The organism is Nonomuraea recticatena (assembly GCF_039533245.1).
GTDB classification, from domain to species: domain Bacteria; phylum Actinomycetota; class Actinomycetes; order Streptosporangiales; family Streptosporangiaceae; genus Nonomuraea; species Nonomuraea roseola.
This window is the reverse complement of sequence record NZ_BAAATE010000007.1, coordinates 335,583-349,951: the sequence shown is the minus strand read 5'-3', so window position 1 is coordinate 349,951 and position 14,369 is coordinate 335,583. Positions and strand designations below refer to the sequence as shown.

General features: G+C 70.3%; 15 protein-coding genes. 6 read left to right on the top strand and 9 right to left on the bottom strand.

Annotated elements, in window-relative coordinates:
* Both ABFX50_RS17375 and ABFX50_RS17370 read left to right on the top strand, forming a co-directional pair.
* A partial coding sequence (locus ABFX50_RS17375; RefSeq protein WP_346147588.1) for a transposase occupies positions 1–251 on the top strand: 251 nt, incomplete at its 5' end.
* Between the two features lie 135 nt (positions 252–386).
* Positions 387–1,481 carry a DUF4192 domain-containing protein gene (locus ABFX50_RS17370; protein WP_346147586.1) on the top strand — a complete coding sequence of 365 codons (1,095 nt, stop codon included), beginning with the start codon at positions 387–389 and terminating at the stop codon, positions 1,479–1,481.
* 1,178 nt (positions 1,482–2,659) lie between these two features.
* On the opposite strand, the gene ABFX50_RS17365 is transcribed toward ABFX50_RS17370, so the two are convergent.
* Entirely contained in the window at positions 2,660–3,001 is a 342-nt protein-coding gene (locus ABFX50_RS17365; RefSeq protein WP_346147584.1) for a hypothetical protein, read from the bottom strand.
* Between the two features lie 195 nt (positions 3,002–3,196).
* Here ABFX50_RS17365 and ABFX50_RS17360 point away from each other — a divergent pair, with 195 nt between their 5' ends.
* Entirely contained in the window at positions 3,197–3,751 is a 555-nt protein-coding gene (locus ABFX50_RS17360) for a DUF1707 and DUF4870 domain-containing protein (RefSeq protein ID WP_346147582.1), read from the top strand.
* 245 nt (positions 3,752–3,996) lie between these two features.
* Here ABFX50_RS17360 and ABFX50_RS17355 read toward each other — a convergent pair whose 3' ends face one another.
* Positions 3,997–5,388: an MFS transporter gene (locus tag ABFX50_RS17355; protein ID WP_346147580.1), complete on the bottom strand. Its 1,392-nt coding sequence runs from the start codon at positions 5,386–5,388 to the stop codon at positions 3,997–3,999.
* 90 nt (positions 5,389–5,478) lie between these two features.
* Between ABFX50_RS17355 and ABFX50_RS17350 the strand changes: the two genes are divergently transcribed.
* Entirely contained in the window at positions 5,479–6,057 is a 579-nt protein-coding gene (locus ABFX50_RS17350) for a TetR/AcrR family transcriptional regulator (protein ID WP_346147578.1), read from the top strand.
* A gap of 228 nt (positions 6,058–6,285) precedes the next feature.
* Here ABFX50_RS17350 and ABFX50_RS17345 read toward each other — a convergent pair whose 3' ends face one another.
* From ABFX50_RS17345 to ABFX50_RS17335, 3 genes are all read right to left on the bottom strand, one after another.
* Entirely contained in the window at positions 6,286–6,942 is a 657-nt protein-coding gene (locus tag ABFX50_RS17345) for a GNAT family N-acetyltransferase (RefSeq protein WP_346147576.1), read from the bottom strand.
* A gap of 156 nt (positions 6,943–7,098) precedes the next feature.
* Entirely contained in the window at positions 7,099–7,614 is a 516-nt protein-coding gene (locus ABFX50_RS17340) for a hypothetical protein (RefSeq protein WP_346147574.1), read from the bottom strand.
* Positions 7,604–8,032, bottom strand: a complete 429-nt coding sequence (locus ABFX50_RS17335) for a MarR family winged helix-turn-helix transcriptional regulator (RefSeq protein WP_346147572.1) — start codon at positions 8,030–8,032, stop codon at positions 7,604–7,606. The genes ABFX50_RS17340 and ABFX50_RS17335 overlap by 11 nt, the downstream gene beginning before the upstream one ends.
* Before the next feature lie 294 nt (positions 8,033–8,326).
* Here ABFX50_RS17335 and ABFX50_RS17330 point away from each other — a divergent pair, with 294 nt between their 5' ends.
* A complete protein-coding gene (locus ABFX50_RS17330; protein ID WP_346147570.1) occupies positions 8,327–8,716 on the top strand; it encodes a hypothetical protein in 390 nt (129 codons plus the stop codon).
* Between the two features lie 227 nt (positions 8,717–8,943).
* On the opposite strand, the gene ABFX50_RS17325 is transcribed toward ABFX50_RS17330, so the two are convergent.
* The 3 genes from ABFX50_RS17325 to ABFX50_RS17315 all read right to left on the bottom strand — a co-directional run bounded on the left by ABFX50_RS17325 (position 8,944) and on the right by ABFX50_RS17315 (position 12,186).
* Positions 8,944–9,846: a septal ring lytic transglycosylase RlpA family protein gene (locus ABFX50_RS17325; RefSeq protein ID WP_346147568.1), complete on the bottom strand. Its 903-nt coding sequence runs from the start codon at positions 9,844–9,846 to the stop codon at positions 8,944–8,946.
* 248 nt (positions 9,847–10,094) lie between these two features.
* Entirely contained in the window at positions 10,095–11,621 is a 1,527-nt protein-coding gene (locus ABFX50_RS17320) for an ATP-dependent DNA ligase (protein ID WP_346147566.1), read from the bottom strand.
* A 190-nt stretch (positions 11,622–11,811) separates the two neighbouring features.
* Entirely contained in the window at positions 11,812–12,186 is a 375-nt protein-coding gene (locus ABFX50_RS17315; RefSeq protein WP_183647212.1) for an FKBP-type peptidyl-prolyl cis-trans isomerase, read from the bottom strand.
* Between the two features lie 114 nt (positions 12,187–12,300).
* On the opposite strand from ABFX50_RS17315, the gene ABFX50_RS17310 reads away from it, so the two are divergent.
* The gene (locus ABFX50_RS17310; RefSeq protein ID WP_346147564.1) at positions 12,301–12,885 is read left to right on the top strand and encodes an SDR family NAD(P)-dependent oxidoreductase; all 585 of its coding nucleotides are present in this window, start codon (positions 12,301–12,303) and stop codon (positions 12,883–12,885) included.
* Here ABFX50_RS17310 and ABFX50_RS17305 read toward each other — a convergent pair.
* Positions 12,849–14,288, bottom strand: a complete 1,440-nt coding sequence (locus ABFX50_RS17305; RefSeq protein WP_346147562.1) for a GuaB1 family IMP dehydrogenase-related protein — start codon at positions 14,286–14,288, stop codon at positions 12,849–12,851. The genes ABFX50_RS17310 and ABFX50_RS17305 overlap by 37 nt on opposite strands.
* Between the last annotated feature and the right edge of the window lie 81 nt (positions 14,289–14,369).

Sequence of the window (14,369 nt, the reverse complement as noted above, 5' to 3'; positions counted from 1 at the left end):
GGGGCTACGACCACGACAAGTACCGCCGCCTGGTGCGCGAGCTGCAGATCCGCCCGCTGATCGCCCGCCGCGGCACCGAACACGGCTCCGGCCTGGGTAAACACCGCTGGGTCGTGGAGCAGACGTTCGCCTTGCTGCATGCCTTTCGACGCCTGCGCATCCGTTGGGAGGTCCGTGCCGACATCCACGAGGCTTTCCTCAAGCTGGCCTGTGCACTCATCTGCTGGCGACGCCTTACCTCATTGCGTTAGAAGTTCTTAGTGCGCGCCCGCGATGCGGGCTGGCGCGCGCCGCTCGTCCACAGGCCGGCCCCACGCCGCACCCTTGTCCACAGAACGCCGCTCGCCCGAACAATTCCCACCCCCAGCCGGGCACCCTCATGCCCCATGAGCACCGACCTCACCGAGCCCGCCCTCACCCTGTCCACCCCTGCCGACATCCTGGCCGCGGTGCCGTACATCGTCGGCTTCCACCCCACCGACAGCCTGGTCGTGATCGGGCTGGCGGGCCGGGTCGGACAGGGGGAGATGCGGGTCTGCGCGCGCTGGAACCTCCCCCTGCAGCCCGGCACCCTGCGCCCCCTCGCCGCGCTGTTCGCCAGGGAGTCGATCACCCATCTGGTCGCCGTCGGCTACGGCCCTGGCGCCTCCGTCACCCCGGCCGTCGACGAGGTCATGAGCGTCGCCCGCTGGTGCGGCGTCACCCTCTGCGAGGTGCTGCGCGCCCATCAGGGCCGCTACTGGTCGTACGTCTGCGACCTGGCCGACTGCTGCCCTCCTGACGGCACGCCGTACGACACGTCCGTCAGCCAGATCGCGGCCGAGGCCACCGTCCAGGGTCTCGTGGCGCTGCCCGACCGCTCGACCCTCGAGGCCACCATCGCCCCGCTGCCGGGTCCGGTCCGCCTGTCGATGCGCAGGGCCACCGCCGACGCCGTCACCGCCTTCCGGGCCGGGCTGGCCGCCGCCCCCGACGCCGGCCACTTCGCTCAGCGGTTCGTCGCCGACGGCCTGGCCAGGGTCCGTACGGCCATCGCCACGTCGGTGTCAGGGGGCAGGGTCGACGACAGGGAAGCCGCTCGGCTGGGCCTCGACCTGTCTGTGATCCGCGTCCGCGACGAGGCGTGGACACTTCTCGACGACGCAGGCCAGCCCGCTCACCTGGCGCTCTGGAAGGACCTCACCCGACGCCTGGAGCCGCGTTTCGTCCCCCCGGCCGCCTCGCTGCTCGCCATGTCGGCCTGGCGTGGCGGCGACTGCGTCCTGGCCACCATCGCCCTGGAACGAGCCCTTGCCGTCAATCCCGACTACTCGATGGCGAACCTGCTCATGCACGCCCTCCAGCACCTGCTCTCACCGAAGCTGCTACGCGACCGCATGCCGAGCCCCGCCGAACTCGACTCCGCCATGGGCGCGCCTCACGCGGGCTGGCTCCTGCCTCTCATCGGCATCCTCGACGAGAAGGACGAACCCGCCCCCTAGCGCCGCGCACCCCGCACAGAGGGGCTGAGAAGCCTGTCACTCCCGTCGAGGGCCGGGAGCCTCCGCTGGGTGTGCGCCCACGGCGGTCGGATTGGAGGTCGGTCACCCTGAGTGGTGTGAGCGCCAGGCGGAGCGGTGAGGCCGTTCCGCCACGTGAATGAGGTCGCCTCAGAGGTCTTGACCCCGACCGGCCATCCCTCCGGCCAGGATGGCGCGCTGCCCTCCGAACACCACCCGCGCTGCCCTCCGAACGCCACCCTCCACGAACCCCTCGATCGCGCCGGCATCGCCGCCGCGACGGGCCTAGGGTGCAACTTTTCAGACGAGGAGGAAGTATCCGCCCTGGCCCTCGCCTGCGTCGCAGCTCTGGCTCTCGCTTGGGTTGCTGGTCTGGCTCTCGCCTGTGTTGCCGCTCTTGCTCTTGCTTGCGTCGCTGCTCTGGCCTCCGCCTGCGTTGCCGCCCTGGCTCTCGCTCGGGTCGCCGCAGATGGAGGGTGTAGCCCAACCCTGGCGAGGGACGACCCTAGAAGGCACAACTGGGCCCCACGAGGAGGGGCGAGCGCCTTCAGTGGGCGGGTGAGGCTTGGCCCCTTGAGGGTGCGCTCACATCCCGTGGAGCCGACAGCTCTGGCTCCTTGCGTCTGGGGTGCGCTCACATCCCGTGGAGTCCACAGCTCTGGCGCCTTGGCGTCGAGGCAGCCGCCGTGCGAAGCGCTGACAGGGTGGACGGCTCTGGGGCGGTCGAGCACACCTCGAAGTAGCCCCGCAGCCATGGCGTCAGGGGGCTGGTCGAGCGTCGCGCAGAACCGTTCCACGCCGTGAGAGAGGTGATGTCCCGGGTGGACTGGTTCGGCGCGCGAGGCTCGCGTACTGGCCGTGGTGTTCGAGGGTGTGATGCCGATAGCTGAGGGTTGCCGGGGAAAGTGGGGCGGTGCCTGGAGGGCGACGGCGGGGCTGGGGTAGGGCCGAAGGTGAGTTGACTGAGGGTGGGGCCGAAGGTGAGTCGACTGGGGGGTAGGGCCGAAGGTGAGGCGTTTACTGGGGGCCGAAGGCGGGGTGTTGACTGGGGGTGGGGGCGAAGGTAGGGCGTTGCCTGGGGTGGGGCATTGCCTGGGGTGGACTGGGGTGGGGACTGCCTGGGGTGGGGCGTTGTCTGGGGTAGGGGGCGGAGGTGGGGTTTAGTCTTGTTCCTCACGTTTGCGGCGTTCGTTATAAGCGCGCATGCGGGGTGGATAGCCGGTCAACTGGACGTCGTACACAGGAAGCGCGAGGTCACGGGCCACCTTGCGGATCACCTGGGGCGCGCCGACGCGCCGTCGGGTCCACTCGCCGTCGTCTGCCACGGCCACCGCCGTGGTGTCGGTCGCGAAGGTCTCCGGTTCGACGAAGAACTCCACGCCGCGCTTCGACTTGGCGAAGGCGATGAGCGCCTCGATATCGGCGTCGGTGGCCTCACGGTCGAACTTGGCAATCTTGTTCCCGCGCCAGCGCCGCAATCCATAGCGGTCTCGCCATCTCATGCCTCCTTTTTATACCGTTCGCCGCGCCCCCGCGTCGGGGCTGTTATCGGGGTGACATCGGGGTTTCTCCCGATGCCTTCTCATATGTAAGGGAGGAGGATGTGTTCAGATCGCCCGACGAGGAAAGGCATGGCATTCATGGCAGCGCCACACACCCCAGCGCCGGCATCCTATGGGCACGGCCCGGTGCCGCCGATGGAGCTTCGGGTCACCAACCAGGACCGCGAGCATGTGGTCGAGCACGTCAAGGCCGCCTATGCCGAGGGCCGCTTCGACAAGTACGAGTTCGACGAGCGCCTCGAGCGCGCCATGACGGCTCGCACGCACGGCGACCTCATGCCGATCATGACCGAGCTGTACGGCCCGCAGCGCCGCTGGCAGGAGTCGGTGCCCAGGCCGGTGTCCGTCCCGCCCGCCAGTGCTAGAGGGATCCCCGCCGACAGCGGCGAGCGCCTGGGTGGAGCGGCGGCGCACCTGCTGGCCCTGCCAGGTCTGCTCATCATCGGACCGCTGATCATGCTGCTCACCAGTGGCAAGACCTCGCCCTACGTCCGTCGCCACGCGATGGAGGCGCTGAACTTCCACCTCACGGTGGTGGGGGCGACGATCCTGCTGCCTTTCACGATCATCGGCGTGGTGCTGATTCCGGTGATCTGGGTGGCCGCGTTCGTCCTGACGATCGTCGGCGGCGTCTCCGCGCTGGCGGAGAACGACTTCCGCTACCCGCTGACCCTGCGCTTGGTGAAGTAGTCGCGGCTGAGGGAAGTCGCAGGCGCCGGCATCGGGGCATGCGGGGGTAACCGTCGAGCGGCGCCAACGTGGGGAGACGGCTCGGCGGGGGGAGGCGCGGTTGGCTCCTCCCCGGCGACGAAGCCGCTCCCCACCGCGATGAGGGCGATGCGAAGGCGACCATGTGGCGGGCGGCGGGCTCCTCGACCCGTCCGGGGATGGACTGGGCGGGCTCGGTCAGCAGGATGAGCGCGACCGTTCCTGAGTCAGGTCGAGCGGCGGCCAGGCGTCACCAGCGCGGCGGCGACAGCGCCGACCGCTGCCGCGACCGCGGCGACGGTGAACCCACTGGTGAAACCGCTCAACGTGGTCCCCGTCAGGCTCGCGGCTGCGACGCTCGAAACGACGGCGGCTCCGATGGAGGCGCCGAACTCGTGGAAGGTGCTCACGATGCCGGAAGCGATCCCGGCCTCGTGCGGCGCCACCTGGCCGAGTGCCGTGGCCGAGGCGATGACGAACATGGCGCCCGTACCCGCCGCCGCGACGGCCACGCCGGCCACGACGCTGACAGGATTCATCGACACGGCAGGCGCGGCCATGCCGATCGCCGCGACAACCAGACCCGTGACGGCCAGCCCGCGCCCGCCCCACCGGCCGAGCATGCGTCCGGTCAGGTTGGCCCCGAGCATCGTCGCCAGCGCGACCGGCAGGAACAGCAGCCCTGCCTGCAACGCGCCGTATCCAAGAGCGTGCTGGAAGTAGAAAGTCCCCAGGAAGAACACCGCGATCATCAGCGCGGTCGCCATCACGATGAGGAAGGCGCCGATCGCCACAGGCCGGCGGACCAGCAGCCGCACGTCCATCAGGGGCGAGCGCGCCCGCCTCTGCCACAACACGAACAGCACGTAGCCCACGGCGGCCGCCAGCACGAGCCATCCGATGAGCGCGCTCAGCCACCCCTGCTCACCGGCGGCGATGAGCGCGTAGATCAACGACGCGGTGGCGGACGTCACCAGGATCGCGCCGAGAACGTCGAGCCGGGGCCGGTCGGCCGACGCCAGAGGCCGGGCAGGGAGCAGAACCGCGAGCACCGCGGCGATCGCCAGCCCGATGGGCACATTGACATGGAACACCCACGGCCACCCGGGGCCGGCGGTGAGCAGGCCGCCGAGGAGAACGCCGAGGGCGGCGCCCCCGCCGCCGAGCGCAGACCAGACGCCCAGGGCCCTGTTCCGCTCCTCGCCGTCGAACATGGCCACCACCAGCGACAGAGCCGCGGGAGACAACAGCGCGGCCCCGACCCCCTGCGCCACCCGACCGCCCAGCAGCATGCCTGCGGATCCGGCCAGCCCCGCGACCAGGGACGCCGTGGTGAACAGCAGCAGCCCAGCGATCACGACCCGCTTGGCGCCCAGTAAGTCGGTGATGCGCCCGCCGAGCAGCATCAGTCCGCCGAAGGTGAGCGTGTAGGCGCTGACCGTCCAGGTCAGCGCCTCGCGGCTGAGGCTGAGGTCTGTCTCGATGTGGGGCAGTGCGATGGCCACGACGGTGACATCAAGGATCAGCATGAGCTGCGCCACGCCGAGGAAGCCGAGAATGCGCCACCGCGCCGGATGCGGCTCCTGGGCCGCTGTCTGTTGCCCTGCGGGTTGGATCATCGAATCCTCCAGGCCATAACTCGTATGCCGATATACGAGTTCTGCTTCCCACTATAATCCGTACACGCTCATACGGCTTAAGGTGATGGCATGGCTGCCAGTCCTGGGGGCTCCAGACGCCGCGCCGATGCTGAGCGCAACATCGCCCGCATCGTGTCCGCGGCGCGCGAGTTGATGAGCTCGAACCCGAACGCGACCACCGACGACATCGCGCAGGCCGCCGGCGTCGGACGGATGACGCTGTACGGGCACTTCCGCACCCGGGCCGACCTCATCGAGGCCGCGCTCATGGACGCGCTGCGAGCCGGCGAGGAGACCTTGTCGTCCCTCGACCTGGCCGGAGACGCGCGCGATGCCATGACCCGCCTGCTGGCCTCGAGCTGGGGACTCGTAGCCGAGTCAGCGGCCCTGCTGACCGCCGCCGAAGGGGTCCTCCCCGCAGGACGGGTACGAGAACTGCACGCCGAACCCGCCGAGCGCATGGCCGAGCTGATCCGCCGTGGGCAGGAGCAAGGCGTCTTCCGCACTGACCTGCCCACCACCTGGCTGGTCAGCATGACCCACTACATCCTGCATGGCGCAGCGAACGAGGTACGCGCGGGACGCCTGCCCCCGCACGACGCCGCCGACGTGGTGACGAAGTCCATCCACTCGGTACTGACCAGCTAGAGGGCGAGTCCCCGCGGTCAGGAACGCACTGAAGAAGATTCTTCGGTGCGGCCTTCGAAGGGTCTGAGCGCTGACGTCAGCGAAAATCGCGAAGCGGTCGCCGCCCGGTCCAGATCCTCCGCTCCAAACTGCTGCCCCCCGCCCACGGGTGGGGGTGGACGCATCGCCGCCGCGCCGCATGCGAGCACTGGCCCTGTTCGGACGTCGATGCGCGCGGCGGAGTGCGGGCTACTTCGGCTGCCAGCGGCCGATCTTCTTGGAGACGAGGGTGGCGCCGATCCGCGCGTAGAACCGCTGAGCCGCCACATTGGCCTCGGCCACCTCCCAACGGATCACCTTGCCGTCGGCCGCTTCGGCGACGGCCTGCATCAGCTGCTCTCCCACGCCTTCGCCGCGTTCTGCGCCGGTCACGTACAGGTCGTCCAGCGCGAGGTAGTCCTCGCCGGACCAGAAACTGATTCGCTGCAGCCAGGAGACGTAGCCGATGGCCCGGCCGTCCCGCTCGGCAATCAGGTAGGTGATCTCCGGGCGAGCGAGCATCCGCTTCAGGTCGGCGGCGCTCACCGTGATGGCCGAGGCCTGGTCCTGGTGCTTGGCCAGCGCACGGATGAGGTCGTACACGGTGGAGGCGTCATCGGGGGTGGCGCGACGGATCGTTATCACGGTGATCCTTCCAGGTGGGTTCAAGGGATGGGGTGAGGGGCTGCGTGCTCTTCCTAACCGGTTGCCGCCGGCCTGCTGGATGGGGCGAGCCGGATGCGCCCGGCGATCATCAGCCGGAGGCGTCGTCGGTGGGCGGGATGCGGCCCAGCCAGGTGCAGCGCCGCACCGCCGCGCTGGGCGGAGCCGATTTCCGTGGTCGGCATGAAAGGGGTGTCCTTTCATCGGCGGGCTGGGGCCTTCGCCGCGTCCGAGGGTCGGCTGGGGGGGCCGGCAGCCGGAGGACCCACAAGCCAGGTGGAACGGCGCAGGAAACCATACCGGCGTTAGGTATCTACGAGATAGGCGTGTCCGGCGGAAAGAGACCGTCCGAGGGATGGCTCAGCCGTGTTCGGCGTGCTGTCCGTGGTCGGTGACCTGGGCGTCGAACCATGCGTGCAGCGCCTCCACCAGCGACGCGTCGGTGGTGGCGTAGGTGATGCGGGCGCCGGCGGGCAGTTCGGTGTAGCGGATGTCGATGCGGCTGTGGCCTTGTTCGAGGTCGCGCAGGCCCGGCATCTCACCGCCGTGAATGGAGGCCGGGTCGCCGTAGTCGCCGCTGCCGAACCCCGCCGCCTCCTCGGTCAGGTGCTCGCGGATCAGGGTAACCTGCTCGGCGTCGGCAGGGTCGTCGGAGGTGACCGTCTGCATCCCGCCGGTGGCGGACTTGGCGAAGCGGTGCGTGGTGCGCTCCAGGTCGAAGGGCATCACCTGCCGGCTCCTGGCCGCGATCTCGGCCTGCCGGACGGCCAGCGCCTGCTGCTCATCCCGGCTGACGAGCACGTACGCCGTCGCGGCGACGACGATGAGCGCGAGCGCCGTGATGAGCACCTTGGTGCGTCGATCCTTAAGTTTCATCTATGGCCTCCGTGAGGATGGTCAGGGCGCGCAGCACGCCGGCGCGTTCGCCCTCGGGGACACGGTCCAGAACGGCGGAGAACCGCTCGGCTCTGGCCTCGGCCAGCCGGGCTGCGGCTTGCACCCCGTGCGGGGTGAGTTGGACCAGCACGCCGCGCCCGTCGTCGGGCGCCGGGGTGCGGTCGGCCCAGCCGCGGTTGATGAGCTGCGTGACCAGCCGGCTGGTGGTGCTCTTCTCCAGCCGGAGCCGGTGCGCCAGCTCGCTCTGCCGCAACGCGCCGTCCTTGGCCAGCTCGCCCAGCGCGTGAGCCTCCGACACCGGGACGGGCTGCCCGCAAGGGGTCTGGTCCGGCTGGTGAAGGCCGAAGGCCCGCACGAACCGCGCCACGGCCTCCTGGAGTTTGCGATCATCCGCCATGGTTCGACCATACAACTAGATAGTTGTGTTGAGCAACCAGATGGCGGGCTGGGCAGCTGAGCCGTGATCCGAGGCCATCGCATCGGGTCGCTGTGATCCGACGCAATGGAGCGGTGAGTGGCGGCCAGGAACGCGCACGGCCCATCCCTGTCCTTTGCTCCGCTGCTCTGGCCTGGTCGGCTCTCGCCAGGGCGTTGATCCGGGCCGGCGTCTCGGCGTCCAGCCGGGCCGCGATCCGGGCTGATCCGTCAGGAGGCGGGTCTGATGCGTGAGTGCTGCTCCAGGAACCAGTCGGTGGCGATGTCGGTTTCCGTGACGCGTCCGATCAACGCCAAGGCTCTCCATTTCCTCGACGCGACTGTCGAGGACGTCGTCATCGCTGATCCGGAAGCGCCGTTCGTCCATCAGGTGATCGAGCGCGCGCCGGTCGTCGCCGAACCGCTCCTCTGGCCAGGTTGGGTTGAAGGAGACGGCCATGCGCCCGTCACGGGCGTAATCGACGTAGGCGTTGCCGTTGATGTCCATGCCGAGGCCGAGGGCCTGACGGCCGCCTTCGGTGATGGAGCGCACTCCGCTGGCGGGCACGTGACGCGGCAGCACGGCGACCAGAGGCGTCACCTTGGCGGTCTGCTGTTGGGTGGCGCCGCGGGACGGCTGGGCTGGGGCTGCGGAACCTGGGGGTGATGCCGTGGGATGGCCCGTGGGACGTCAGACGGTTTCGCGGGGCGTGGATGGTGAGGTCGCGTGACGGCTTGGATCGGGGTGGCGTGGAAGGCCAGCGTGATGGCTGCGGCTGGGAGAGCCCCGGGGTGAGGTCGCGAAGGCGGTCTGGGGTGGCTGCGACCAGGGCATCATCGTGGGCGGGGCGGGGCGGGGCGGGGCGGGGCGGGACGGGAGGAGGTGTGGTGCGGTCAGCCGGCGAGTACCTGGTATTTGACGGTCATGACGCCCGCGTTGGTGTCGCCGATCGTGGAGAACGCGGCCTCGGACAGGTCGAGGCAGCGTCCGCCGGTGTACGGGCCGCGGTCGTTGATGCGCACGACCACCGCCTTGCCGTTCGACGGGTTGATGACGCGGACCTTGCTGCCCAGCGGCAGTGACTTGTGCGCCGCCGTCAGGGCCGACGGGTTGAATCGCTCGCCGCTGGCGGTCATCTGGGGCTCGTCGTAGAAGGAGGCCCCGCAGCGTCCCGACGAGAGCACGCGGGCCTTCCGCTTCGCGGGCGCGGCGACGGCCTTCGGAGCCTGGGAGGCCTTGGCCTGAGCGCCGTCGGGAGAGGTGTCGGCTCCCTTGGAGCCCCGGGCGCCCTTGGAGCCCGTGACGTCCTTGGAACCGGCGGTGCCCTTCGAGCCTGAGACGCCCTTCGAAGCCGATTCCGGGGAGGTGAAGTTACCGGTGCCGCTGTCCGGCGAGGTGGCCGAGGTGCCGGGGGAGGCCGGCGTCCTCGGAGTCCCGCCGGTCGTGCCTGGAACGGTCCCGGTGGTGCCGGGAGCGGTCGCGCCGGTGGTGGGGGAGACGGTTCCGCCGATGGTGGCGGGAGCGGTGCCGTCCGTGGTCCGGGAGACGGTCCCGGAAGAGGTGCCGGACAAGGTGCCGGACGAGGTGCCGGGGCTCGCGGAAGGGGAGAGGGTGGCGAAGAGGCCCGCGCCCGCCGTGGTCCGCGGGCTGTCGTCGGTCGCGACGGCGGCCCACGCGGTGGTCGAGGCGGCCAGTACGGCGGCGCCCGCGGCGACGGTGGTCCAACGGCGTCTGCCCGGAGCCGTCAGACGGCTCAGCGGGTTGCGGCGCGACGGCTTGCTCGAATGCTGACCCAAGAGAAACACAGTCCTTGATCGGGGGACAGGACACGGAAGGGCCAGACGGGGGAGGGGAAGAGGGGACGCGCGTCGGCCGATTCCCGTGGCGGGGCGTCGAGGCCCCGCAATGCGCTTGAAGATATGCGACAAAGGAGCGGTAAAGGCAAATTAATGCCACATACCGTGACACATCTCACTCAGGTCACGGCGTGGTGAGAAGACCCAGCGTACGCACTGGATCTTTGGGTTTTCGCCGAAGTGCGAAATCAGAACATGAGCGAGCGAACCGTCTCCACGGTGTCGGCCTCGTCGGCGCGCTTGTCGGGCCGGTAGCGCAGCACGCGGGCGAAACGGAGCGCCATGCCGCCCGGATAGCGCGGCGAGCGCTGCACACCGTCGAAAGCGATCTCCACCACCAGCTCGGGCCTGAGCGTGACGGTCCACTCGTCGGTGGGGCCTTCGGCGATCTCGAGGAAGCGCTGGGTCTGCCAGGCGAGCAACTCGTCGGTCAGCCCCTTGAACGTCTTGCCGAGCATCACGAACGAGCCGCTGTCGGGGTCGCGCGCGCCCAGGTGAAGGTTGGACAGCTTGCCCTCGCGCCGCCCGTGCCCCCACTCCGCGGCCAGGACCACGAGGTCGAGCGTGTGGCGCGGCTTCACCTTGATCCAGCCCGCGCCCCTGCGGCCCGCCGCGTAGGGCGAGGTGAGGGACTTGGCGACCAGGCCTTCGTGGCCCCGCCGTACGACCTCGGTGAAGAACGCCTCGGCGGCGGGCAGGTCGGCGGTGACCAGGCGCGGGGTGAGCAGAGCGGGGGGAACGGTGGCGGCGAGGACCTCCTGCCGCTCGCCGTACGGCAGGTCGAGCAGGTCGGTGCCGCCGACCCTGAGGGCGTCGAAGAAGAAGACGCTCAGCGGCGTGGCCTCGCGCAGCTTCGGGACGTCGGTCTTGCTGCTGACCCGGCTGGCGGTCACCTGGAAGGGATGGGGACGGCCGTCCTGCTGCAGCGCGAGGACCTCGCCGTCGAGCACCAGGTCGTCGGAGGGCAGCGCGAGCACCGCCTCGACCAGTTCGGGGACCTGGGGCGTGATGTCGTCGAGGGTGCGGGTGAAGACCCTCACCGTGTCGCCCGAGCGGTGCGCCTGCACGCGGATGCCGTCGAGCTTCCACTCGAGCGCGGCCTCGCCGCCGATCTTCTCCAGGGCGGCGGCGACGTTGGGGGCGCTGCCCGCGAGCATGGGGGCGACAGGGCGGCCCACCTCGAGCTTGAAGGCGCGCAACGCCTCGACGCCGCCCGACAGGGCGGCCGCGCCGACGGCGGGCAGCCAGCCGCGCAGCGTGAGCGCCCGCCGTACGTCGGCCGAAGCGGCGCCGGAGGCCTTGGCGACGGCCTCGATCATCACCCCGTCGAGCGCGCCCTGGCGCAGCTCGCCGGAGAGCAGGCGGAGCAGGAACGACTGCTCCTGGCTGGTGACGGCGGTGAACAGCTCCTCGACCAGCGCCTTGCGGGCGGCCTGGGAGCCGGGGCCCGAGACGGCCTTGATGCGGGTGAGGAGGGCGTCGACGTCGGTGAGGGTGGCGGTGGCGACCAGTTTGGGCGGCGGAGGGTCCTGCAGGGTGCGCCAGCCGACGCCGATCTGGCGCTGGGGGAGCTCGCCCGAGAGGTAGGCGATGGCGATCTCGGCCTCGTCGGCGCCGACCCGGCCCAGGAGCTCGGCCAGATGGCCGATCTTGCCCAGGCGGGCAGAGGTCCTGGACACGGCCTCGGAAACGCGAACGACGTCGATCAGTAGCACAACGCTTATGTTGCCCTACAGGAGCGACAAAAGTCCCGCTTGACCTTTGGATCCAGTGTCTGGGGCCTTTGGGGTCAGCCGTCGTGCGGGGATCGGCGAGGCGGTGGTGGCGGTTCCCCGAAGGCCGCGCGGCCGCCGAGGGCGCGGGTGGTGCCGGGCACGGCGGGCCGTACCCGACACCACGCGAGCGTCAGCGAACGCCGAGCAGGTCGACGACGAAGATGAGCGTCTCGCCCGGCTTGATGGCGCGGCCCGCGCCCTGGTTGCCGTAGCCCAGGTGCGGCGGGATGACCAGCTTGCGCCGTCCGCCGACCTTCATGCCCGCCACGCCGCGGTCCCAGCCGGCGATGACGCGCCCGCCGCCCAGCGGGAACTCGAACGGCGTGCCGCGGTTCCACGACGCGTCGAACTCCTCGCCGCTGGAGAAAGCGACACCGACGTAGTGCACCTGGACGCTCTGTCCAGGCTTGGCCTCGGGGCCGTCCCCCTCGACGATGTCGACGATCTCCAGGTCGGCGGGCGGGTTGCCCTCCGGGAAGTCGATCTCCGGCTTCTCGAGTGCCACGTTGTACTCCTTGGTGGATGTCTTCTGACCTAGAAGACTCTAGGGGGCGCGGCGCTCGTGACGGGTGACGGCCATGCTGTGGTGGCCAGAGCTGTTCCGTGGTGAACTGATCGCATGGCCACCCCGTTGACCGGACGAGTCGCTGTGATCACCGGCGGGTCGAGGGGCGTCGCCGAGACGTTGCGCGCCCAAGGCGCCGTCTGCGCGATCTGCGACCGCGGGAACGCGGCCTCCCACGACCGCGGGAACGCGGCCCCTCCCGCACGCGATCGCAAGAGCCCCCATGACGATCTCGTGATGACGCTGGACCTGCGCGACCCCATGGCCGTGGACGTCTTCGCCACCGCCGTCGAGGAGCGCTACGGCCGCGTCGACATCCTGGTCACCAGCGCGACGGCCACCACCGCGGCCCCCTTCGAGAGCGTGAGCGCGCGAGCCGAGCGCGCGCTCATCGAGGACAACTTCCTCCAGGTCACCGGCCTCATCAGGCGGATGCTGCCGTTGATGGGCGACGGCTCGGCGATCGTCAACCTCGTCCAGGACGAGCGGTGTCACGCTCTCGACGCCGCCGTGAAGGCCGCCGTCGAGAGCCTCAGCGGCTCGCTGGCCGTCGAACTGGCCCCTCGCGGGATCAGCGTCATGGCCGTGACGGTGGAGCAGGCCTACCAGCTCTGGTGGAGCGGCATCCCCTCGGTGTAGCCGGACGAGCTCTGGATGCCGACCACGGCCCGCTCGTGGAACTCCTCCAGCGTCGTGGCCCCCGCGTAGGTGCACGAGGAGCGCAGACCGGCCACGATCGCGTCGATCTGGTCCTCGACGCTGGGCCGCTGCGGGTCGAGGTACATGCGGGAGGTCGAGATGCCCTCCTCGAACAGCGCCTTCCTGGCCCGCTCGAACGGGGTGTCCTCGGCGGTGCGCAGCCGGACGGCCCGCGCGGAGGCCATGCCGAAGTTCTCCTTGTACTTGCGCCCGTCGGCGTCGGTGCGCGCGTCGCCGGGCGACTCGTAGGTGCCCGCGAACCAGGAGCCGATCATCACGTTGGCCGCGCCCGCCGCCAGGGCCAGCGCCACGTCGCGCGGGTGCCGCACGCCGCCGTCCGCCCAGACGTGCCTGCCCAGGCGGCGCGCCTCGGCCGAGCACTCCAGCACCGCGGAGAACTGCGGACGCCCGACTCCGGTCATCATCCTGGTGGTGCACATGGCGCCGGGGCCGACGCCCACCTTGATGATGTCGGCTCCCGCCTCCACCAGGTCGCGCACGCCTTCCGCGGTCACGACGTTGCCCGCGGCGACCGGCACCGAGGGGCCGAGCGCCCGTACGGCACGCAGCGCCGTGATCATCTTCTCCTGGTGGCCGTGCGCGGTGTCGACGACCAGGCAGTCGACGCCCGCGTCGAGCAGCTCCTTCGCCTTGGCCACCACGTCGCCGTTGACGCCGACGGCCGCCGCGATCCTCAGCCTGCCCTGGGCGTCGAGCGCGGGCTGGTAGAGCGTGGCGCGCAGGGCGCCGGTACGGGTCAGGATGCCGACCAGCCTGCCCTCGCCGTCGACGATGGGCGCCAGGCGGTGGCGGCCCTCGTGCAGCATGTCGAAGGCCTCGCGCGGGTCGAGGCCCGCGGGGAGCGTGAGGAGGCTGGCCGACATCACCTGCGACAGCTGGGTGTACATGTCGACGCCGTGGCAGTCGGCCTCGGTGACGACGCCGATCGGGCGGTTCTCCCAGTCGACGACGATGACCGCGCCGTGGGCGCGCTTGGGCAGCAGGTTCAGCGCCTCGCCGACCGTGTCGTGCGGGGTGAGCGTGAGCGGCGTGTCGTGCACCAGGTCGCGCTTCTTGACCCAGTCGACGACGTCGGCGACCACGTCGATCGGGATGTCCTGCGGGATGACCGTGACGCCGCCCCTGCGGGCGACGGTCTCGGCCATGCGGCGGCCGGCGACGGCCGTCATGTTCGCGACCACGATGGGCAGCGTGGTGCCCGTGCCGTCGTTGGTCGACAGGTCGACCGCGAGCCGGGAACCGATCGAGGACCGCGACGGAACCATGAACACGTCGCTGTAGGTCAGGTCGTGGGACGGCTCGAGACCGTTGAGAAACTTCACGTTCGTCCATCATATGTGGTGACTGGTCAGGAGGGGTCATTCCCTCTTTCCGTGGCCATATGATCTGCGGGACAGACCTGG